Source organism: Bradyrhizobium sp. CER78, from assembly GCF_029846235.1.
GTDB lineage: Bacteria > Pseudomonadota > Alphaproteobacteria > Rhizobiales > Xanthobacteraceae > Bradyrhizobium.
Map to the genome: position 1 here is coordinate 230,787 of NZ_JARVWP010000003.1, position 21,606 is coordinate 252,392.

A 21,606-nucleotide genomic window follows, 5' to 3' on the forward strand; every position below is an offset into this window, starting at 1 on the left:
GTGGCAATTGAAATAACTTCGATCTCAACTGCACAGTTCGCTGATCTGTTGGATCGTGGTGAAGGGCATTTCCTTGACTTTAAGGCGAAAGAGGTCTCTCCGGCAAAACTGACGAAATCTCTCTCAGCTTTTGCGAATGCAGACGGTGGCGAACTCTTCATCGGGGTGCTGAATAGCGGGGCATTCGCGGCAAAGCGCTGGTCGGGATTTTCAGATGCAGAGGCCGCCAACGGGCACATCCAAGCCTTCGAACAGTTCTTCCCACTTGGGACTTACTTCAAGTACCAATTTCTGAAATGCGAAGGCCTACCCGGACTAGTACTCCACTGTGAAGTTCTGAAAACGCCCGACATTCGCGCCGCGAGTGACGGCGTCATGTATCTTCGGAGAGGCGCACAAAATCTGCCACAGACTACTGAGGGGCAGATATCGAGGCTCAAATTCAATAAGGGGATAACCTCTTTTGAAGATCACATCGTAAAGGTCGATGTGAGTGAAGTAACGAACTCGACTCCAATCATAGAATTCATGTTGGACAACATTCCCACAGCTGAGCCATTGCCTTGGCTCAGGAAGCAACAGCTCGTTGTGGATCAAGATCGACCGACGGTTGCTGCTGTGCTCCTCTACGCCGACGAGCCTCAAGCTGCACTGCCGAAATCCGGTATAAAGATCTACCGTTACCAGACCTCAGGAGACGGGACTCGCCAAACGCTCGTTGGAAACCCCATTAGTATCGAAGGCCATCTATATGCCCTCATACCGAAAGCTGTCGAATCGACCATAGCTATCGTCGAAAAGCTTTCGGTGATGGGGCCCGCGGGTCTTGAGAAGATTTCGTATCCACGTGAATCGATCCACGAAATTGTCACTAACGCTGTTCTGCATCGCGACTACAGTTTGAATGACGACATACACATCCGGGTTTTCGACAATCGCATCGAAGTACAGAGTCCAGGCGTATTACCGGCTCATATAACCGTAGAAAACATTCTGGAGGAGCGCTTTGCGCGAAATCAACGGATTGTACGGCTAATAAACAAGTACGAAGACCCACCAAATAAGGATGTTGGTGAGGGCCTAAACACTGCATTTGAAGCAATGAGACGATTGAAATTTCGCGATCCGGTTGTTGAGCAACTCGACGGGAGCGTGAGGGTCACCTTGCGTCACGAGAAGCTTGCTTCACCGGAGGAGATTATCTGCGAATTTCTGAGAAATCATCCCGAGATCAACAATTCGAAGGCACGAGAAATAACCTTTATTGGCTCGGAGAACTCAGTGAAGCGAATTTTCAATAAGATGATCAAGAATAAGATGATTGAACGGATACCCGACCGTCCTCAAGCGAAAACAGGCTATCAGAAAGGACCGAACTTTCCGAAAGCGCGATAGATCAATTTGAAGCCCGGATAAGCGAAGCGACATCCAGGACTGTCGGCGGGACACGTTGGCCGCTCCCGCATGGTGGGTGCTCAGCACGCCGCCGGTCTTGATGATGGCGTACGCCACCGTTCCACTTACCTTGTCGAGCATCAGCCGCTCGATCAGGCGAGCTTTGCGCCGTCGCGCCCAAAGACGCAGACGTATTCGATCCGATCCCTGGGTTCCAAGGTATGATGCATGGCATCCTCCCTGTTTCCTTGTGTTTGGCGGATAGTATACGCCGGTCTGGGGAGCAAAATGCGATGGACTGCAATCCTTGATTGCGCTCAATCTAAGGTTACTCTTCCTATAGTTTGGCGCCACCTAGAGCGTCGCTTTGAGACGAGATTTGAAGCAAGTAGCCCGCATGAGCGAAGCGATATGCGGGGTTTGTCGGCAAGACGCACCGCTCCCGCATGTCGCTTCGCTCATGCGGGCTACAACAGCCGCCCCTTACCTCTCACGGTACGTCGCAATCTGCCAGACGTTGGCCCAGGCATCCCGCACCATCGCGCGTCTGTCGCCATAGGGCGTATCCCCGGGGGTCTCAATCGCTTCAGCGCCCGCCGCGACCGCGTGCCGATAGGTCTCGTCGGCGTTCTCGACGTAGACGTAGAGAAAGGCCGGCATCGCATCGCGAACGCCTCCGCCGTCACTGATCAGGATGATCGAGTCTCCGATGCGAATTTCCGTGGGCGCGCCGGACCGAACTTCGCCTTCGGCACCGAATACATCTCGCAGGAATCCGGCGAGCCCGATGAGGTCGCGTGTGACAATTCTCGGGATGACGGAAGGCCAGCCGGCGGGTTTGTATTGGGTCATGTGCCTGCCACTGAATGAGTACGTAGCCCGGATGAGCGAAGCGATATCCGGGGCCGCTGGCCGGACAAGTCAACAGCCCCCGCATGTCGCTTCGCTCATGCGGGCTACGTCACCGCCCCCACCTCCGCGCTACACCGCCCAATAATTCGGGTGCGTGTACGACCGCGAGCGGTCGCCCCAGTCGAATTCGTCGCCGTCGAATTCGGACGGGCCGGCGCGCAGGTCCTCCAGCGTCACCTCGGCCTCGAAGGCCTGCCGTGTGGGATCGAAGTGCAGTGCGGTCCATCTGACGGGATAGTGGTGATGGGTGCTCAGCACGCCGCCGGTCTTGATGATGGCGTAGGCCACCGTGCCGCTCACCTTGTCGAGCATCAGCCGCTCGACCGACCCGAGCTTGGTGCCGTCGCGCCCGAAGACGCAGACATGCTCCACCCGGTCACTGGGCACCAAGGTATGATGCATGGCATCCTCCCTGTGTTTCCTCGTATTTGCCCAATAATATATGCCTGCCGCGCTGGTGAGCCAATGGGTCGCAGCTCGGCGACAAGCCAGAGGGAAGCACCCGACCAATGCTATCGCGCGGCGGCGGGCACCTGCCAAATTTCGGAATAATAGAAACATATCGCTGATTTGCCCGACGTGTCAAGTCGCGTTTCCGAGTGTGGCGGCAGCCTGCTCCTTTGCATGGGGTTGTTTTCGATATTTTGCGACACCCCAGCTTCTCACCTACTCCGTCCGCCTGAGGAACGTCCCGAATGCGCGCGGACCGTCGCCGACCTTGACCTCGCCGGTCACCTTCATCTCCACGGCATCGATCACGCTGAGCGTGTTGCTCTCCCAGTTCGCGACCAGGATGCGCTTGCCGTCAGCGGTGGCCTCGATGCCTTCGGGGTAATCGCCGACACTGATCCGCTTCACGGGTTCCAGCGTCGCGAGATCGAACACACTGACCTTGCCGTCATACTGATCGGTAACGAAGCCGCGGCCGTGCGCCAGCGCCACCGCGTAGGGGCGCAGACCGACATGGACGCGGCCGATCTCGCTGAAGGTTGCGATGTCGATCACGGAGACGTCGTTGGAGCCGACATTCGCGGTATAGGCGCGCTTGCCATCGGCATCGATGGTGACGCCGAACGGACGCGTCCCGACCTTCACGATCCCTCGCCGCTCATGCGCGGCAATGTCCGTGATCGAGACGCTGTCGTCGTCGCGGTCAGCCGAGAGCAGCAGCCGCCCGTCCGGCGTCACCGCAAGCCCTGATGGCGATGCGCCAACCGAAAGACTGGCGATGACCCGCAGCTCTTTCGCGTCGATCACCCGCACCGCGGCGGCGTACCAGTCGGCGACATAGACCGTCGCGCCATCGGGTGCCACCGCGATGCCGAGCGGCCCGCCGCCGACATCGACCCGGCCGACCACCTTGCGCGCCGACGCATCGACCACCGTGACCGCCTTCGCATCCGGGCTCGTCACATAGGCGAAGCGGCCGTCATGGCTGACGGCAACGCCCGCGGGCTTGCCGCCGATCGCGATCGTCGCGACCGGCTTGGCGGTCGCGAGATCGACCACCGTGAGGTCGTCGCTGAGCTGGTTGGTGACAAACGCCTCCTCGGCCCGCGCACCGCCGAGGCCGGCGAGCAGCGCCAGCAGCGCGATCGCGCGCCGCATGTTCAGCTTCCGCTCTCGATCTTCTTCTTCAGCGCTTCCAGGCCGGCCTTGTAGAGCCCGCTCACGGCCTTCATTGCGGCCTCGTCGTTCAGTTCCGGCGGCGGATCGTTGTTCGGGAAGCCGCGATAGAACGCGCCGGACCATTCCAGCTTCGCCTTGCCGCCGGGCGCCGGCGACACCTCCAGCGTCGAGGAATAATTGGTGACCGGCAGCACCTTCACGTCGACCGCGGTGATCCGGTACGAATAGCTCATCATCTCGGGCTCGTATTTGTAGAGCTCCTCGTCGATGGTGACGCCGGGCGCCAAGGTCAGCCGGCGCGTCGCGCCGATCTCGTTGCCCTTCTCGCCCTCGGTCTTGCTGACGCCGGCGAGCCAGCTCATGTCCTGGAAATTGCCGATCACCGCCCACACCTTGGCCTGCGGCGCGTCGATCTCGATGGATTCCCGCACCTTCTGCCGGGTCGGCCCATGCGCCCACGCGGCCCCCAACACAACCAGCGCCGCCACCACGACGCCAGCCCTCGCGATCATCAGCCTCATCCTTGTCTCCCAGTTTTTCGGTCACCACGCCAGGCGCGTGCCGAAGCTTATGTGTCGGTATTCTGGACCAGATGGAAAGCGGCTTCTTGCACCAGAGCGAAGTCAGAACTTCCCCGTGGGACAAGCCTCTCCTGCCGCCCTTACCCCTCGATCACCGCCTCGACGAACCCCTTCGGGTCGTCGCAGAACTCGCGCATGACCTTGAAGTGATCCGTGTCCTTCAAGCTCACCGGTTCGAGGCCGTACTTCGTCAGCCGCAGCAGTGTCGCGTCCGGATAGGCCATCAGGACCGGCGAATGCGTGGCCATGATGACCTGGCAGTGGCCGGTCCCGTTCATCCGGTGCAGCAGCTTGAGGAATTCGATCTGCCGCGAGGGCGACAGCGCGGATTCCGGCTCGTCGAAGATGAAGATGCCCTGCCGCTGGCAGCGCTCCTCGAAGAAGCGCAGGAAGCCCTCGCCGTGCGAATGCGACAGGAAGTCCGGCGGCGCGTCTCCGACGTCCAGCGCTGCCGCGTCGACATAGCGCGCCACCGAGAAGAAGCTCTCGGCGCGGAAGAACCAGCCGTTGGTGATTTTGGGCAGCCAGCTCGCACGAAGCGCCGCCGCGAGCGAGCCGCCCATCTTTTCCACCGCGCCGCCGTGGTCGACCGGTCGATATCCCTTGCCGCCGCCGGCATCGTCATAGCCGGCCATCACGGCGATGCCCTCCAGCAGCGTCGACTTGCCGGTGCCGTTCTCGCCGACGATGATGGTGATCGCCTTCTCGAAGCTCAGCTCAAAGTCGTCGCGCAGCAGCGGCAGCACGAACGGATAGGCTTTGCGGTTTGGAATCCGCGCCGGGTCGAGCCAGACCCGCCGAAGATACGGCGCGGGCATGTTGATCGGGCGGTTTCGTCTGGCCATGTGCGCGGATCCGGGGAAACAACGGCGGGTGGCTCAGTTTATGATAGATGCCCGCGACAATCCTAGATGGATCGATGTCCCAATGCCCAGCAAGGCCTACGCCCTCTTCCGCAAGGCAATCCTCACCGAGCAACAGGTCGCCTGCACCTATGACGGCCGGCCACGCGAGCTGTGCCCGCACATCATCGGCCACAACAAGAGCGGTGAAGAGGTCGTACTGGCCTGGCAGTTCGCCGGCGAGAGCTCCGGCAAGCTGCCGCAATGGCGCTGCCTACGGCTCGCTCATGTCAGCGACATCAGCCTGCGCAGGGGTCCCTGGTACGAGGGCGGCTCGCACAAGTCCGAGCAGCGCTGCGTCAGTGCGATCGACCTCGACATCAACATCCATGTGCGCAAGCGGCGCTGAGTGAGCCGCACCTCTGACTTGCCGACGGTGGTCCCCGCCCGCACCTGTCATCGCCCGGCTCGACCGGGCGATCCAGTACGCCGCGGTCTCTCTGCTCAAGCACTGCTGCCTCTGGAATACTGGATCACCCGCTTTCGCGAGGGCGCGTGATGACACCGGACAGGCTGTTTGCAGTTGAGGCGAGAACGAACCGCATCGTCGTCCCGGCGCAGGCCGGGACCCATAACCACAGGGTCGAGCCGTCGAAAACAGCTGGTGCTCCAGCGTCGCGCAACCACGACCATTTGGGGTAATGGGTCCCGGCCTTCGCCGGGACGACGATGGAGATAGGGCGCGCAGCACCCCTACGGCCGCTCCGCCTCCTCCAGCACCTCGAGCACCAGCTCCATCGTCATCAGGACCGGATTGTCGCCGCGCACCAGCCGTCCCTCGGCGATGCCGCCGAGATAGTCGACCAGCGCGATGTCGAGCTCGGCGTGCATCAGGCCGTCTTCGTCGGCCGCGATCTGCCCTGCGGTCACCGCAAGTTCGGTCGCGAACGGCACCACGCTGTGGCCGTCGGCGAAGACGGCGCCGATGGTCGAGCCGACCCCGCCGTGCAGTCGCGCGCGCAGGATGCCGTGGTGGCGGCAGAAACCTTCCAGCGCGCAGGCGAAATCCTGGTTCGGGCGCAGCCGCAATGCGAAGGCATGGCTGGTGGTCTTCGCACCAATAGGCGCGCGGGCGACCGGACCGAACAGCTTGAAATTGGTCTCGCTGTCGGGCTCGGCCAGGAACGTCGCACCGTCGATCCCGAATGCGCTGACCTCGAACGGCTCGGCGACGATGGTCTCATCGGGCAGCATGTGTCCGCCGTTGAAGCGGCCGTCGGCCTCGGTCCACAAGCCGTGGCAATGGAAGAACGGCGCACCATCGCGTTCACCGAAGGTCAGTGCCGCGAGCTTGAGCCGCGTCACGCCGTCGGGACGAAACGTGTCGCTGTAGAACGCCGCGTTGACGCCGTCCTTCGAGAGCGCCGGCATCACATAGGCGAATGGCCCGAGCGCGCCACCCGTCGCGCTCAGCACGCCGCCGGAAAAGCCTTCCGCCGCAAAGCCGCGGCGCACGGCTTCGAGCAAGGGAATGCCGGCCTCCAGCACGAATGAAAAGGCGCGGCCGCGCGCGGCGACCCACTGGATGCGCTCGGGAAGCGGAGCGCCAGGCTGGGCGATGCTGCGCATCGCCCTACGCGTCCGTCGATTTGGCGACCACCTCGAGCAGCCCGCGCGCCTCGAGTTCGTCGCGGATCAGGCGCTTCGGCACTTTGCCGTAGCCGGACTTCGGCAGCGCCTCCCAGAAGAAGAAGCGCTTCGGCATCTTGTAGCGCGGCACCTTTGGCGCGAGATACGCCGCAAGCTCCGCCTCGGCGACCGCCGCGGTGCCCTCGCGCGCGACGCAGACGGCGACACCCACCTCGCCCCAGAACGGATCGGGCACGCCGAGCACGGCGACCTCGCCGACCGCGGGATGGGTCAGGAGCTTCTCCTCGATCTCGCGCGGATAGATGTTGGAGCCGCCGGAGATGTACATGTCGGAGGCGCGGCCGGTGATGTAGACGAAGCCCTCCTCGTCCATATGGCCGAGATCGCCGGTGCGGAACCAGCCGTCGCGAAACGCCTTCGCATTGGCTTCGGGATTATCGTAGTAGCCGGCGAACACGCCGGGTCCGATCACGCAGATCTCGCCGGTCTCGTGCGCTTTCAGCTCGCTTCCGTCGTCGCTCTGGATCGAGACCTGCATGCCGGTGCGCTCGAAGCCGCAGGTGCCGATCCGCGCATGCGGGCCGTCCTCGGGATCGTGCAGGCCGGGCGGCAGCACGGTAATGTTGCCGGTGACCTCGCCGAGGCCGAAATACTGCACGAGCACACAGCCGAGCTTGTTCAGCGCTGCCTTCTGGTCCTCGCGATACATCGGGGCGCCGGCATAGATGATGTAGCGCAGCGAGGAATGATCGTGCTGGTCGGCCGCGGGATGCTCGACCATCATCTTCAGGATGGTCGGCACCGTGAACATGTTGCTGACGCGGTGCTTGGCGATCAGCCGGAACGCCTCCGCGATGTCGAACTTCTCCGACGGCAGCAGGATGGTCGGCACGCCGCGCGCGGTCTGCACCAATTGATGCACGCCGGCGCCATGCGACAGCGGCGCCACCACCAGCGAGGCGTCGTCCTCGGTCGTGCCGGGCATCAGGTCGGCGAGATGGTTGGTGATCACGAAGGCCATCTGGCCGTGGGTCAGCACCGCGGCCTTGGAGCGGCCTGTGGTGCCGGAGGTGAAGAAGAACCAGCAGGGATCGTCGTAGTCGACCGCAACGTTCTCGACCGCCGCGCCAGCGTGTTTGGCAATGCCATCACCGACCGTCGCCTCGCCGAACGTGCCTTGCTCGCCGAAGCTGTTTTGCTCGCCGATCCGCCAGACGAATTCCAGCGCCGGATTGGCGGCCGCCTTGGCGTGCTCGGGGAAATCGGCATGGCAGAGAAACGCCTTGGCGCCGGAGGCCGCCGCCAGATAGGCCACCTCGTCCGGCATCAGGCGGAAATTGGTCGGCACCCAGACCGCGCCGAGCCGGAAGGCCGCGAACATCGACCAGAACATCTCGTCGCAGTTCTTGGAATGCACCAGGATGCGGTCGCCCTTGCCGATGCCGCGCGCGGCCAGCGCCGCTGCCAGCGCCGAGACGTTCTGGTCGATATGGCGCCAGGACCAGGCCTTCTCGTTCCAGATGAAGCCCGGACGATCGCCGTGGCGGCGGGCGTTCTGGGTCAGGATGTAGGCGAGGTTCATTACCCGGCGCGACACCCGCGCGATCCCGCCGCGCGGCGCGGTCCCAGCCGTCCCGCTCATTGCCGCCCCGCCGATACGCACAACAGACAGGGCATGGTCAGGACGGTCATCGGGTGTTTCCTTGGTCAGAACCGGGCGTCTTCAAGCGCCGCAAGGGGTTGGTACCACCCGGTTTATCGCCAAGCAGCGCGCCTCGGCAAGGCCCGCCGGGGCGCAGCGCGATGATACCGCGCGCCAGCGGTCGCCAGCCCGATCTGCCCGGCTCCGACCGCTACTGCGGATACTTGGCGAGGTCCTGCTCGGTCAGGTTCCAATCCTGCCAGAGCTGCAGTGCCCCGATCAGCGCGACCAGCGCGCCGAGCAGGATGTGCCAGAGCTGCAGCGTCTGGTCTTCCGAATAGCCGAAGATGTTGGGCGACGCGATCAGCCAGAGGCCGAGCAGAATGCTCGCCACCTCCTCCCAGCGATGCAGCGCGACATATTCGAGCTGGGCGAGGCCCAGCACCAGCATGCCGACCACGAAACTGTTGAGCACCAGGTGGCTGCGCTCGACGTCGACGACGTCGCTGACCTGCATCGGAAACCAGGGCGAGACCATGATCAGCACGCCAAGCAGCATGCCGAGCCAGTCCTCCCAGGGGCGGTGTGGGCCGAAGAAACGATTGTCCGACATGACGAACCTCCTCGAAGGGGCATACGTCGGCGGCCGGCCTCACCACTCCGTACCAGACGACCATCGGGCCGCATCACGGGCGTATGTCTCGGCTCAAGCCTAATCGAATTGCGCCGGCCCGCAAGGCCCGATCGGCGTGTGTGCAACGCGGCAGGATCGACTACTGCGGGCGCCGTGCGTCACCGTGTCCCGTCGAGCCGCGCCAGCGCTTCCCTGGCGGTCTTCAGATCGGGCTGCAGCTCGAGCGCCTTGCGGAAATCGGCCGCCGCGCCCTTCTTGTCGCCGAGCCGCAGCTTGGCCTGGCCGCGGTTGTTCCAGGAATAGACGTCGGCGGGATCGTATTGCAGCGCCTTGTCGTAGTCGGCGAGCCCGCCCTTGTTGTCGCCCTGAAACAGCCGGATCATGCCGCGGTTGCGCCACCCGCGCGCGTCGGTCGGCGCGAGCTTCGTCGCCTCGCCGTAGTCGGCCGCGGCGCGGTCAAGCTGCTCGGCCTCGCGGTAGACATTGCCGCGGTTGATATAGGCGAGCACGTTGGGATCGAGCTTGATCTCGGTGGTGAAGTCGGCGATCGCATGCGCCGCGTCGTGCTTGCGGTAGTAGACGAAGCCGCGATTGCCATAGGCCGTGGAGAGCTGCGGACTGTACTTGATTGCGAGGTTGAGATCGTCCAGCGCGCGGTCGAGATCACCCTTGTTGAGCCAGGCATCGCCGCGGTTGTTGTAGGCCATCGCAAAGCCCGGATCGATCCGGATCGCCTCGTCGTAGTCGGCGATGGCATGGTCGAGATCCTGCTTGAAGGCGTAGACGCGGCCACGGTTGGTGTACGCGCAGGCAAATGCGGGATCGAGCTTGATCGCCTCGTTGAGGTCGGCGAGCGCGGCATCGAACTCGCGCTTCTCGGTCAATCCATGGCCGCGGTTGCAATAGGCCCCGGCCAGATGCCTGCCGGTCTGGGTCTTGCCGTCGATGACAGCCGTGCAGGCAGTCACGCGATCGCCCGGGGCCGTCGTGGAGCCGATGCAGGTCTGCCAACTCGGATCATCGGCGGCAGCCGCTTGCGGGGGCTTTGGCAGCGTCAGCGCGGCGCCGAGCAATGCGGCGGTCAGGCAGGCCGAAATGCGCATATCGTCAATCCACAAATGCCAATATGCGGGTTGGTCGCGGCTTTGCACCGGCGGGTTCACGCGCTTAGATCAAGGTCAGTGAATCAAGTCAGGATTTTGCGATGGCTGCCGTCCGCGACAACAGGGACCAAAACCGCTTCGAGCTCGACACCGAGGGCGGTCTCGCTTTTGCGAATTACCGGCGGACGCCGGCGGCCGTGATCATCACCCATACCGAGACACCGCGCGCCCTGCGCGGCCGCGGCATCGCGTCAGAGCTGGTCAAGGGCGCGCTGGAGCTGATCCGCTCCGACGGCCGCAAGGTCATCGCCGGCTGCGGCTTCGTGGTGGACTACCTCAACAAGCATCCGGAATATGCGGATCTTGCCGGCTAACGCCGTTTTGGTCAGACGATTTTGATCGACATGTCGGGCAAGCCCTCGAGCTTGCAGAGCAGCACGTCACCCTTGACGACCGGGCCGACATTCTCCGGCGTGCCGGAATAGATGATGTCGCCGGCCTTCAGCTCGAAGGCCTCGGAGAGCGTTGCGATCTGCTCGGCGACGCTCCAGATCATGTTCTTCAGATCCGAGCTCTGCCGCACCGTGCCGTTGACCGCGAGCGAGATCGCGCCTTGCGTGAAATGGCCGGTCTTGTCAGCCGGATGGATCGGCCCGAGCACCGCCGCGTGGTCGAAGCTCTTGCCGATCTCCCACGGCTTCTTCTCCGCGGCCATACCGTTCTGCAGGTCGCGCCGCGTCATGTCGAGGCCGAGCGCGTAGCCAAAGACGTGGTCGAGCGCCTTGTCGGCGGGAATGTTGCTGCCGCCCGACTTGAGCGCCGCGACCAGTTCGACCTCGTGGTGATAGTTCTTGGTCAGCGACGGATAAGGATGATCGGCGACGGTGCCGACCGCGACATTCTGAATCGCATCGGTCGGCTTCTGGAAGAAGAACGGTGGCTCGCGCGTCGGATCGGAGCCGCGCTCGATCGCGTGCGCAGCATAGTTGCGGCCGATGCAGTAGATGCGGCGGACCTGGAATACCTCGGTGGCGCCGACGATCGGGATCGTCACGGCCGGGACCGGAAATAGCGCCTTCGGCGCGGCCTCGGCATGGGCCGGCGCGGATTGCGCAGCGGCGCCGGCCAGTGCGAGGGCGCCGGTCGCAAGCATCGTCCGGCGATCGAGATCGGTCATGGATGTTCTCCTTCTTGTTGGCCGATCTATAGTGGCTCGCCGCTCCATAAAAAAGGGCCCGCGCTGGCGCGGGCCCTGGCCGTGTGCGGGACGATCGCCCCGTTAATGCTTGATGTCCGGGGGCAGCTTGCCGCCATTGGCCGCGAGCTTGGTCATCACCTGCTTGTGCAGCCAGATGTTCATGCTGGCGGAATCGTTGGTGTCGCCGCTGTAGCCGAGCTCCTTGGCGAGCTCCTTGCGGGCCGACAGGCTGGAGTCGATGTCGAGCGCCTTCATCAGGTCGACGATCGAGGTGCGCCACTCGAGCTTCTCGCCCTTCGCGGCAACCGCCTTGTCGAGGATGGGGGCGACGTCCACGGACTGAGCGGGCGCAGCACCGGCGGGCACTGCGGCAGGAGACGGCGACGCGCTGCCGGATCCACCGGCGGGAGCTGCGCTTGTGGCCGATCCGCCGGCCGGCGACGCGCTGGCGCTGCTGCCGAAGATCGCGCCCATGATTTTTCCAAAAATGCTCATCGTTCGCTCCCAAGAGAGTTGAGATGTGAAGGTCACACGGCGGTGCGCCGGCTGACCGCGGTCGCAGTTCAAGTGTATCGCCCCCTCAATACCTTGCCAATGCGACATTCACTTAAGCGTGAGTGCTTTTGACGCGGTTTGGGAGTACCCTCACTCAACAGTTCGCGACACGGCCAGTTCCCTGCTCTGTCTTTCGCGTCTGGCTTGCTCGTGATCGCTTCGAGAGGCGGTACGTTTGTGCCCGCGCGCCGGGCGCAGAATGCGCCCGCTCAGAGGGAGTCAACGACCATGGCCACACCATACCAAGGCAATGTCACATCGATGACGCAGAGCGGTGAAGGTGCCGCGTCTGCGCCCGTCATCCGCACCATCGGCCTGTCCGATCTGCACCAAGCGCTGCGTCTCGGCTGGGAAGACTTCAAGGCGGTGCCAAGCCACGCCATTATCCTGTGCCTGATCTATCCGGTGCTCGGCATCGTGCTTGCGCGCACCGTGCACGGCTATTCCGTGCTGCCCCTGCTGTTTCCGCTGGCCGCGGGCTTTGCCCTGCTCGGCCCGTTTGCCGCGATCGGCCTCTACGAGATGAGCCGCCGCCGCGAGGACGGCGGTGAAGCATCCGCGTGGGACGCCATTCAGGTATTCCGCTCGCCGTCATTCGGCGCAATGCTCGGGGTCGGAACGATCTTGTTCGCACTGTTCGTGACCTGGATTGCGACCGCGCAGGCGATCTACACGGCGGTGTTCGGCTATGCGATTGCGGCCGACATTCCCGATTTCGCCGGGCGCGTGCTCACCACCCCGCAAGGCTGGTGGCTGATCGTGGTCGGCTGCAGCGTCGGCTTCCTGTTCGCGCTCGTGGCGCTTTGCATCAGCGTCGTCGCTTTCCCCATGATGCTCGACCGCCAGGCCACCGCCGGCGAAGCCATGGTGACGTCGATGCGCGCCGTCGCGCAGAACCCGGTGCCGATGGCGGCCTGGGGCCTGATCGTCGCGGTGCTGCTGGTGCTCGGCACGATCCCGTTCTTCCTCGGGCTTGCCGTCGTGATCCCCCTGCTCGGCCACGCCACCTGGCATCTCTATCGCGAGGTCATCGTCAAGGATCCGAACGCACGGCCGGTGTTCCCCGAACCGCGCGAGCGCAAGCCGGCCGCCGACTTCCCCGCCAACCTGTTCCCGTGGCGGCGCAGCGATCGCGGATAGGCGCCAGGTCAACCTGAACTCGTAAACGTCACAGCAACCGCCGGTCGATATATTCGGCCGGCGGTTTGTCGTCCCGGACCGTCAAATGGATGTGAAGTTGGCGTGGCATTTGCAGCGCGACCTGAGAAAAACGGCCCTATCACGAGCCTTGTTTTGGCCGCTGTTGCCGCGAACATACCCGCCGCGTTGCGCGACCAATCGATGACATCGCAGACTTCGGAGTGAAATTGCCTATGACCTCTCGCTTGTCCCTTCACACGCTCGCCGTTGGGGCGTGGCTCTTGACCTCGACCGCATCTGCGCTCGCCGCCCAATGCGGCACGGGCACATTCGAGTCCTGGCTCGACGATTTCAAGAAAGAGGCCGTGGCAAAAGGTATTTCACAGAACGCGATCCAAGCCGGGCTGAATGGCGTCACGCAGGACAAGGCGATCCTGGCGCGCGATCATTCGCAGCAGGTGTTCAGCCAGACCTTCGAGCAGTTCTCGGGCCGCATGGTGCCGCCGCGGCTCAATCGCGGCTCCGACATGATGAAGCGCTACGGCTCGGTGCTGTCGCGTATCGAGGAAGCCTACGGCGTGCCCGGCGAAATCCTGGTCGCGATCTGGGGCCTGGAAACCGATTTCGGCGTCAACACCGGCAAGTTTCCGACCCTGCGTTCGCTGGCGACGCTGGCCTATGATTGCCGCCGCTCCGACATGTTCAAGGCCGAGTTGATGGATGCGTTGCGCATCGTCGAGCGCGGCGATCTCGCACCGCAGGAGATGCGAGGTGCCTGGGCCGGCGAGATCGGCCAGACCCAGTTCATGCCGTCGTCCTACATCAAGTTCGCGGTCGACTTTGACGGCAACGGCAAGCGCGACCTCTTGCACAACGTGCCGGACGTGCTGGCGTCGACGGCGAACTTCCTGAAGAGCTACGGCTGGAAGAAGGGCAAGGGATGGGAGCCCGGCAGCGAGAATTTCGCGGTCATCCAGCAGTGGAATAAGAGCGAGGTGTACGCCAAGACGATCGGCTACTTCGCCACCCAGCTGGCCAAAGCGCCATAAGGTCATTCGCCATAAGGTAGGTCAAAGGCCGACTGCCCCGGGCAATCGGCCTTTATCGCCTTGATCAAGATTCACTTCGCCATGCCAGGGCGCGCGGCCCCGGCAGGCGCCGATCTTGCCGTTCAGCATCGCCGACCAGCGACAATCGCGACGGTATGCCGTTGAAGCGTTTGCCGTCAGTGGCGTAGCGATGCGGCGCGGATGTCCGACGGCGTTGCGCCGTAATACCGGCGAAACGTCCGATTGAAGTAGGACAGGTCGCCAAATCCCGATTCAAACGCGATCGTGCCGATGGTGCTGTCGCTCCGGACCGGGTCCGTCAAGAGCCTATGCGCGTGCGCCAGGCGCTGAGCCAGCACGAATTCCGAGAACGTCGTGTCCACGCTTTCGAACAGTCTTTGGATATAACGCGGCGTGAGCCGCAGGCGCGCCGCCACGGCGAGCAAGGTCAGATCGCCGTAGCTGAGATTCTCGGAGATGTCGGCCTTGACCGCGGCGAACCGCGCGGCCGCGAGCCCTCGATCTTGCGCGACGGCCGTCCCGTCCGAATTCGCGCCGACGACCAGCGACCCGAGGTCGATCAAATGGGTGACCACGGCATCGAGCAGTCCGGGCGTCGAAAGACGATATCCGTCGTCCAGTTTCCGAAGGTAAAGCGTGAGCAACCGCAGCGCTTCCGTGTTCGATGGCAAACCACGCATCAGCACGTCGTCGAGATTGGAGACCAGCGGCGCCAACGCCTTGCGGGGCAGCCTGAGGCCGATGAAGCGGGTTGGCGATTGTGGGAGGACGGCCATGCGGCCGACTTCCGCGCTCGACATCAGCACAGCTTCGCCCGGGCCGAGCGTGACCTCCCGACCGCGTTGTGATGCGTTCATGCTGCCGCTTGTTGCGATCGTCAGGACGAGGTCATCAGTACCGTCGAGCAGTTCGCGCGGTCTTACGACCCGCAGGTTGGTGCACGCCCAGGATCCGGTGCCAAGGCTAGTGCCAAGGCCGGGCAACTCACACAACCTCGCTTCGGCATGGAATGCACCTTCGATCAGTGGCTCCGGGTCGAGCTTCATGACCAGCCGTCCGACCTGTTCCCGGAAAATCGCCAATCGGTCTCGTTCACCCCAATCAGCAGTCGAGAACCGAAACTCGATGATACTTTGCGGCTTCATTGTCATCGGCGCATCCTCATGGGTGGGGACCCAAGATTCTTGCCATCCGGCCAGCGGCTAACGTCGCGCGCGGCGGGGATGCCGGTTGCAGCAAGTGGTCAGAACGATGCGCAAGTGGTCGAGAGCGTGAGGCCAACCGACTGTTGATGAAAGCGCTGCCTGTACGCGGTGCCGATCTGCGTCAAGCGCGCCAAGGTCTCCGGGGTCTCGGCAGCGATGATGCGCACGACAAAGGACTGCTCGCGTGTGATCCGGCCCGTGTCCGGGTCGCGCCACTGGCCGGAAGCCCTGAGCAGGGTCAATCCATCGGGAAAGCGCGGCGTCACCTCCTTCAGAAGGAAGTCCGACCACTGGGCGTCCGATACGCGGCCGTGTCCGGCGATACGACGTCCAAACAACAGTTCGGCCTGCATCATCGACTTGCCGTTGATCAGCTGGCAGGAAGTTGCTGCGCCTTCGGCGGCGGATGCGTTGCTTCCCGCAACGAGGACAAGCCACGCCGCGGCGTGGATCAGTGCGCGCATGAAGTTCGAACTGTGAGCTTTGCCACTCCGGCCGCCGACGTCTTGGGTGTTGCGGTCCGGTACACGATCCGGGCAAACAGGAACATTCCGAGGAGCAGGCCCAGTACACCGATGATGCCCATGGCAAGCCTGACGTCGCCGGGCGCGCTATGGACACGCAAAAATAGTGCTAAAATCACCCGTTATCCTTCTGCGAGCAGGCCAATTTTGCGCTATGGGTTTTAATGACTTGTCCGCCCACCGGCTTGGACAGGCGCGACAACGCCTTGGATCAAAACGACTTGGCGGGTCGGTATTTCAATCTGGATACGTTCCGGCCAATGGGACGTGCGTTTCACCCCGGACTGCACCTGCCCCCCTGAGGGAACCGTGGATGGAGCATACGTAGGGCACTTTGACAGCGCCGGGTCATTGGCTAGAAGCCCTGCGTTGCGTTCGTTTGTTGCCGCCGAACCGGGTCGCCTTGGTGAACCAGACGCGGCAGTCCGGCGACATCTGTTGCGACAGCCTGAGTTTCCCGATGACCTCGACGGCCAACGACGTTGCACTTTCCCGGTTTTCCCTGGAAGATTTTGCCGAGAAGGACCGTATGGCCGCATGGCGCGATCTGTACGGCCGGCTGGTGCTGAAGGCCGACCTCGCGCCACTGCCGGATCATTCCTTGCATGCGGATGTAACCGTGCGGATGCTACCCGGGCTGTCCATCACGTCGGCCAGCATGTCGGCGTTTCGCTACGAGCGGGGTGCCGAACAGTTGGCGGATGGCAACGACGGGCTTGCCCTGGTGTTGGGTTCGCACGATGCCACGATGGTGCAGCGTGGACGCGAGGTCACGTGGAGCGCCGGTGACGGGCTGCTGGTCAGCTCGGCGGATCCGGTCGCGATGCTCTGCCCCGCCCCGGCGAAGATTCTGTGCCTTCACGTTCCGCGGCCGGCACTGGCGCCGCTGGTGAGCAGCGTCGATTCCTCCGTGATGCAGCCGATTGCACGCTCCACCGAAGCGCTGAAATTGTTGGTGAGCTATGTCGGAGCGCTGCAGGAGGATGATGCGCTTGCCACGCCTCAGCTACAGCACCACGTGGCCTCGCACGTACACGATCTGATCGCAGTAGCGCTCGGCGCAACGAGAGATGCCGCGGCTCTTGCCCATGGGCGGGGCGTCCACGCAGCGCGGCTGCGTGCCATCAAGGCCGATATCATCGACCATCTCAATCACGGCAATCTCACGGTTGCGGCTGTCGCGCGGCGGCACGGCGTCACCCCGCGCCAAGTGCAACGGATGTTTGAAGGCGACGGGACCACATTTTCGCAATTCGTGCTCGGGCGCCGTCTCGCGCGAGCGCATCGATTGCTGGTCAATCCGCGCTACGCCGATCGGCCTGTGAGCGCGGTCGCCTTTGAGGTTGGTTTCGGCGACGTGTCCTATTTCAACCGCACCTTCCGCCGGCAATACGGAGCGCCTCCCTCGGACGTGCGTGAAGCGGTGCGCAGAGGGCTGATCGCGAACAATGGCTCCTGATTCAGTCCAGGCCGATCGCGCTCCAGCCAAATAAAAAGGGCCGATTGCCCCAGGCAATCGGCCCTTATCGTCATGATCAAAGCTTACTTCGCCATGCTGGCTTCAGCAGCCTTGCCGAGGTGCGCGCCGCATTCGCCCCACTTGTTGTTCAGCATCGCGTCCTGGGCGAGCGAGACTTCCTTCTCCGCCGCGAATTTGACCTCATTGTCAGCCATAGCTTCGACCGCCGCTTCAGTCTTGCCGAAATTGGCGCCGCTGCAGCCGACGCCCATGTGATGGCGATGAGCGGCCTGAGCCGGGGCAACAGCGTAGACGACGACAGCCATGGTGGTCGCTGCGATCAATGTCTTGATCATGGGATGTTCCATCTTTTGTTCTTGAACAGAAACCTGCGTGATTGCGGAATCTGCGGGATGATTATTCGCTGTTCCCGGCGCCGCTCAGAATGAACTTCGCGCGATACGAATGTGATGAGCGCTGCACGCGGATCGCGCATGCGTTGCATAGTGTTTTGATTACAAGCCGGTAAGGAAGCGGCGCCGCATTAGCGCGGTTGGAGGCGTTCACTTCAATCAACCCATTTCCGATAAGCAGCAGGCGATCCCCCGCGACTTCCTGCACCCGGCCCAAATCCGCGCGGCGCGCAGTGCCGTATTACCTCAAGAGTCAATGCGGCTGATTGACGCTACGTCCGCTGAGCGTCGGCGCGACCATACAATGAACTAAAACTCATTTCTAATAGCAGGATGTTGCATGCGAATCACGCATGGAACACATCGACGTGATCATTCACTCACGACGCCATTTCAGCTTGATCACGCGGTCTGTAATTACCACATACTTAATGCGGTAAAGGCCAGCGGGATCCCTAGCAACTCACTGATCTATAGAAGATTTTATCGAGAGCGGCGATGCCGGCGGAACTTCCGCCCTCTGCCTCGTTCCTGATGCCGCAAACGGTTAACCGGAACTTACCTCCGCCATGCATTTTGAGCTTAGCTGCATCGCAACATTGGAACTACCGCACTGCACTATATCATCTATATTCACTTCAACGATGAGGCTTTGGAAAAGCTGAATCCGAACTACTAGGAGACTACCATGTTGCTCTCGCTCATCCGCATGATCCAGGCTTTCCGGGATTATCAGCGCAATGTCAGCGAACTGTCCCAGCTCAGCGATCGCGAACTGGCCGATATCGGCCTCGACCGCTCGGACATTCCGCGCGTTGCCGCCGGTACCTACAACGGCTAATCGGCCGCAAGCCATCTGATGAACGGATAACGCCCGCTTCCACAGCGGGCGTTGTCGTTTTCAGGGCCTATCCGTTCCGATGACATCGGAACGGATAGGCCCCGATCCCCTTGGTTTGACGCGTTTTCCTCACGCGAACCGGTATCCACTTCGCTTGAAACTGCGGCGCGGTTTCAGATGCATATGGTCACGAAACGCGCTAACGCTGCGCGATGACACCGCATCAATCCTCTTCCCAACCCGTGCACATCGTGGGCGCGGGGCTCGCCGGCTCGGAAGCCGCCTGGCAGGTCGCCAATTCCGGCGTCCGCGCCGTCCTGCACGAAATGCGCCCGCAACGGATGACCGAGGCGCACCGGACCGACGGCTGCGCCGAACTGGTCTGCTCGAACTCGTTCCGCTCCGACGACGCGGCCAACAACGCAGTCGGGCTGCTGCACGCCGAGATGCGGCGGCTGGGCTCCCTCATCATGCGCTCGGCCGATGCCAATCAGGTGCCGGCCGGCGGCGCGCTCGCCGTCGACCGCGACGGCTTTTCCGCCGCCGTCACCAAGGCGCTGAACGAACACCCGCTGATCGAGATCAGCCGCGAGGAGGTCGCGGGCCTGCCGCCGGCCGACTGGAGCAACGTCATCGTCGCGACCGGTCCCCTCACCTCGGCACCGCTCGCCGACGCGATCAGGCAGCTGACCGACGAGAACGCGCTGGCGTTCTTCGATGCGATCGCGCCGATCGTGCACAAGGACTCCATCGACATGTCGGTGGCCTGGTTTCAGTCGCGCTACGACAAGGTCGGTCCCGGCGGCACCGGCGCCGACTACATCAACTGCCCGATGACCAAAGAGCAATATGACGCCTTCGTCACGGCGCTGCTCGACGGCGAGAAGGTCGACTTCAAGGATTGGGAGACCAACACGCCATATTTCGACGGCTGCCTGCCGGTCGAGGTGATGGCCGAACGCGGTCACGAGACGCTGCGCCACGGGCCGATGAAGCCGGTCGGATTGACCAATCCGCACGATCCGACGGTGAAGCCATATGCGATCGTCCAGTTGCGGCAGGACAACAAGCTCGGCACGCTCTACAACATCGTCGGCTTCCAGACCAAGCTGAAGCACGGCGCGCAGCAGCGCGTGTTCCGCACCATCCCGGGCCTCGAGAACGCGGAGTTCGCCCGCCTCGGCGGCCTGCATCGCAATACCTTCCTGAATTCGCCGAAGCTGCTCGACGCGCAGTTGCGCCTGCGCGCACAGCCGCGGCTGCGCTTCGCCGGCCAGATGACCGGCTGCGAGGGCTACGTCGAGTCGGCCAGCGTCGGCCTGATTGCCGGCCTGTGCGCCGCCGCCGACATGCGCGGCGCCGCGCTGACGCCACCGCCTGCGACCACCGCGCTCGGCGCGCTGCTCGGCCACATTACCGGTGGCCATATCGAAACCATCGATGCCGGGTCGCGCTCGTTCCAGCCGATGAACATCAATTTCGGCCTATTCCCACCGCTGGCCAGTGCGCCGACCAAGAAGCCGGACGGCTCGCGGCTGCGCGGCAATGAGAAGACCGTCGCCAAGAAGCAGGCGATCAGCGCGCGGGCGCTCGCCGACCTCGATCACTGGATTGCAGAGCACCTGCGCGTTGCGGCAGCGGCCTGACAGACATGAGCTTGCCGAAAGACGACGACGCCACCCTGTCGGCGCGATGGAGCCAGGGCGTGCTGCTCAAGCGCGACGTGTTCTCGACCGTCGAGCGCGGCCGTTTCCGCGCCGATGACGGCGAGGTCGAGGGCGTGCTGCGCCGGCTCGATCAGGTGCCGTTCTGGTCGTTCGCCGTGGCGCTGCATCTGTTCTCGCGCGAACGCCGCGCGCTGACCCTGGCGCGCGACCTCGACGTCGGGCCCAAGCTGTTGTGGGCCGGCCGGCGCGCGCTGGTGCGCGGCTTCATCGACGGTGCGGCGCTGCATCTGGCGAAGCCGCATGGCGACGTCGCGTATTTCCGTTCCGCCAAGGCCGCATTGCGCAAGCTGCATCGCGCCGGCATCTGCCACAACGACCTCGCCAAGGAGCAGAACTGGCTGGTCGGCCGCGACGGCCGCGCCTATCTCACCGACTTCCAGCTCGCCGCCTGCTTCAAGAGTCGCAGCCGGCTGTTCCGCATCGCCGCCTATGAGGATCTGCGGCATCTCTTGAAGCACAAGCGCAGCTACGCGCCGGAGGCGCTGACGCCGATGGAGCGCAAGGTGCTTGCGAAGAAGTCCGCGGCCGCCAGCATCTGGCTGAAAACCGGCAAGAAGGTCTACCAGGCGATCACCCGCGGCATCTTCAATTTCACCGACCGCGAAGGCGGCGGCCGGCGGCTGGTCAACGACGCCCCGGTGCTGGTCGATTTGATCCGCAGGAATCCTGACGTGCGCGATGCCGCGATCGTCGCCTTTGCCGACCGGCGCGTCGGCGTCGGGCTCTACGCCTTCGTCGAGGCGGATCAGTCGGCGCTGGAAAAGACGCTGCGCAGCGAGCTCACCGCAGCCAAGGGCGTCAAGCCGCCCGAACACATCCAGATCGTGCACGCGCTGCCGCGCGATGCGGCCGGCAAGCCGCGCACCGAAATCCTGCAGCTTGTCGCGATGAATCAGATCGACCTGATCGAGCCGATGATGCGCAGCGACGCCGATCGCGAGTTCCTCAAGGACATCCTCGAGCAACGCAAGAATCTGCGCGACCGATTCAATTTCGAAGTCGCCGAGATGGATCGGCCCGTCGGCTAATTTGCGCGCATCTTGGTGTGCGCGTGGCCCTCGACAAACGCGGCGCGAAGCCCCACTC

At 63.3% G+C, this 21,606-nt stretch carries 23 protein-coding genes; 9 read left to right on the top strand and 14 right to left on the bottom strand.

Annotated elements, in window-relative coordinates; genetic code table 11:
- Positions 1–1,395 carry an ATP-binding protein gene (locus QDT69_RS06970; protein ID WP_279705874.1) on the top strand — a complete coding sequence of 465 codons (1,395 nt, stop codon included), beginning with the start codon at positions 1–3 and terminating at the stop codon, positions 1,393–1,395.
- 483 nt (positions 1,396–1,878) lie between these two features.
- Here QDT69_RS06970 and QDT69_RS06975 read toward each other — a convergent pair whose 3' ends face one another.
- From QDT69_RS06975 to QDT69_RS06995, 5 genes are all read right to left on the bottom strand, one after another.
- The gene (locus QDT69_RS06975) at positions 1,879–2,247 is read right to left on the bottom strand and encodes a VOC family protein (RefSeq protein ID WP_279705875.1); all 369 of its coding nucleotides are present in this window, start codon (positions 2,245–2,247) and stop codon (positions 1,879–1,881) included.
- 129 nt (positions 2,248–2,376) lie between these two features.
- A complete protein-coding gene (locus QDT69_RS06980; RefSeq protein ID WP_279705876.1) occupies positions 2,377–2,709 on the bottom strand; it encodes a PRC-barrel domain-containing protein in 333 nt (110 codons plus the stop codon).
- Between the two features lie 264 nt (positions 2,710–2,973).
- Positions 2,974–3,915, bottom strand: a complete 942-nt coding sequence (locus tag QDT69_RS06985; RefSeq protein WP_279705877.1) for a cytochrome D1 domain-containing protein — start codon at positions 3,913–3,915, stop codon at positions 2,974–2,976.
- Between the two features lie 2 nt (positions 3,916–3,917).
- Positions 3,918–4,457, bottom strand: coding sequence for an SRPBCC family protein (locus QDT69_RS06990; RefSeq protein ID WP_279705878.1), 540 nt, complete (start codon positions 4,455–4,457; stop codon positions 3,918–3,920).
- 140 nt (positions 4,458–4,597) lie between these two features.
- Positions 4,598–5,362 carry an AAA family ATPase gene (locus QDT69_RS06995; protein ID WP_279705879.1) on the bottom strand — a complete coding sequence of 255 codons (765 nt, stop codon included), beginning with the start codon at positions 5,360–5,362 and terminating at the stop codon, positions 4,598–4,600.
- Between the two features lie 82 nt (positions 5,363–5,444).
- Between QDT69_RS06995 and QDT69_RS07000 the strand changes: the two genes are divergently transcribed.
- Positions 5,445–5,768, top strand: a complete 324-nt coding sequence (locus QDT69_RS07000) for a hypothetical protein (RefSeq protein ID WP_279705880.1) — start codon at positions 5,445–5,447, stop codon at positions 5,766–5,768.
- A gap of 344 nt (positions 5,769–6,112) precedes the next feature.
- Here QDT69_RS07000 and QDT69_RS07005 read toward each other — a convergent pair whose 3' ends face one another.
- The 4 genes from QDT69_RS07005 to QDT69_RS07020 all read right to left on the bottom strand — a co-directional run bounded on the left by QDT69_RS07005 (position 6,113) and on the right by QDT69_RS07020 (position 10,388).
- Positions 6,113–6,988: a DUF296 domain-containing protein gene (locus QDT69_RS07005; protein ID WP_279705881.1), complete on the bottom strand. Its 876-nt coding sequence runs from the start codon at positions 6,986–6,988 to the stop codon at positions 6,113–6,115.
- 4 nt (positions 6,989–6,992) lie between these two features.
- Complete coding sequence (locus QDT69_RS07010; RefSeq protein ID WP_279705882.1) at positions 6,993–8,651, bottom strand: acyl-CoA synthetase; 1,659 nt, start codon at positions 8,649–8,651, stop codon at positions 6,993–6,995.
- Between the two features lie 211 nt (positions 8,652–8,862).
- Positions 8,863–9,264, bottom strand: coding sequence for an SPW repeat protein (locus QDT69_RS07015; RefSeq protein WP_279705883.1), 402 nt, complete (start codon positions 9,262–9,264; stop codon positions 8,863–8,865).
- Positions 9,265–9,443: 179 nt separating this feature from the next.
- Positions 9,444–10,388, bottom strand: coding sequence for a tetratricopeptide repeat protein (locus QDT69_RS07020; protein WP_279705884.1), 945 nt, complete (start codon positions 10,386–10,388; stop codon positions 9,444–9,446).
- Positions 10,389–10,489: 101 nt separating this feature from the next.
- On the opposite strand from QDT69_RS07020, the gene QDT69_RS07025 reads away from it, so the two are divergent.
- Positions 10,490–10,762, top strand: a complete 273-nt coding sequence (locus QDT69_RS07025) for a GNAT family N-acetyltransferase (RefSeq protein ID WP_279705885.1) — start codon at positions 10,490–10,492, stop codon at positions 10,760–10,762.
- 11 nt (positions 10,763–10,773) lie between these two features.
- On the opposite strand, the gene QDT69_RS07030 is transcribed toward QDT69_RS07025, so the two are convergent.
- Entirely contained in the window at positions 10,774–11,565 is a 792-nt protein-coding gene (locus QDT69_RS07030; protein ID WP_279705886.1) for a fumarylacetoacetate hydrolase family protein, read from the bottom strand.
- Between the two features lie 102 nt (positions 11,566–11,667).
- Positions 11,668–12,081, bottom strand: a complete 414-nt coding sequence (locus tag QDT69_RS07035) for a DUF3597 domain-containing protein (RefSeq protein WP_279705887.1) — start codon at positions 12,079–12,081, stop codon at positions 11,668–11,670.
- A 288-nt stretch (positions 12,082–12,369) separates the two neighbouring features.
- Here QDT69_RS07035 and QDT69_RS07040 point away from each other — a divergent pair, with 288 nt between their 5' ends.
- Both QDT69_RS07040 and QDT69_RS07045 read left to right on the top strand, forming a co-directional pair.
- Positions 12,370–13,281, top strand: coding sequence for a DUF2189 domain-containing protein (locus QDT69_RS07040; protein ID WP_279705888.1), 912 nt, complete (start codon positions 12,370–12,372; stop codon positions 13,279–13,281).
- Between the two features lie 233 nt (positions 13,282–13,514).
- On the top strand, positions 13,515–14,330 hold the full coding sequence (locus QDT69_RS07045) for a lytic murein transglycosylase (protein ID WP_279705889.1): 816 nt from the start codon (positions 13,515–13,517) through the stop codon (positions 14,328–14,330).
- A gap of 176 nt (positions 14,331–14,506) precedes the next feature.
- Here QDT69_RS07045 and QDT69_RS07050 read toward each other — a convergent pair whose 3' ends face one another.
- On the bottom strand, positions 14,507–15,502 hold the full coding sequence (locus QDT69_RS07050; RefSeq protein WP_279705890.1) for an AraC family transcriptional regulator: 996 nt from the start codon (positions 15,500–15,502) through the stop codon (positions 14,507–14,509).
- Between the two features lie 92 nt (positions 15,503–15,594).
- Complete coding sequence (locus QDT69_RS07055) at positions 15,595–16,020, bottom strand: DUF3574 domain-containing protein (RefSeq protein ID WP_279705891.1); 426 nt, start codon at positions 16,018–16,020, stop codon at positions 15,595–15,597.
- Between the two features lie 520 nt (positions 16,021–16,540).
- Between QDT69_RS07055 and QDT69_RS07060 the strand changes: the two genes are divergently transcribed.
- Positions 16,541–17,539 carry an AraC family transcriptional regulator gene (locus QDT69_RS07060; RefSeq protein WP_279705892.1) on the top strand — a complete coding sequence of 333 codons (999 nt, stop codon included), beginning with the start codon at positions 16,541–16,543 and terminating at the stop codon, positions 17,537–17,539.
- Positions 17,540–17,622: 83 nt separating this feature from the next.
- Here the strand turns inward: QDT69_RS07060 and QDT69_RS07065 are convergent, their stop codons facing one another.
- Positions 17,623–17,907 (bottom strand): hypothetical protein, encoded by a 285-nt coding sequence (locus tag QDT69_RS07065; protein WP_279705893.1) that lies wholly within the window; start codon positions 17,905–17,907, stop codon positions 17,623–17,625.
- Positions 17,908–18,640: 733 nt separating this feature from the next.
- On the opposite strand from QDT69_RS07065, the gene QDT69_RS07070 reads away from it, so the two are divergent.
- From QDT69_RS07070 to QDT69_RS07080, 3 genes are all read left to right on the top strand, one after another.
- A complete protein-coding gene (locus tag QDT69_RS07070) occupies positions 18,641–18,793 on the top strand; it encodes a DUF1127 domain-containing protein (RefSeq protein WP_016846063.1) in 153 nt (50 codons plus the stop codon).
- A 212-nt stretch (positions 18,794–19,005) separates the two neighbouring features.
- Positions 19,006–20,439 (top strand): methylenetetrahydrofolate--tRNA-(uracil(54)-C(5))-methyltransferase (FADH(2)-oxidizing) TrmFO, encoded by a 1,434-nt coding sequence (trmFO, locus tag QDT69_RS07075; protein ID WP_279705895.1) that lies wholly within the window; start codon positions 19,006–19,008, stop codon positions 20,437–20,439.
- A gap of 5 nt (positions 20,440–20,444) precedes the next feature.
- Complete coding sequence (locus QDT69_RS07080; RefSeq protein ID WP_279705896.1) at positions 20,445–21,548, top strand: serine/threonine protein kinase; 1,104 nt, start codon at positions 20,445–20,447, stop codon at positions 21,546–21,548.
- Positions 21,549–21,606: the final 58 nt, after the last annotated feature.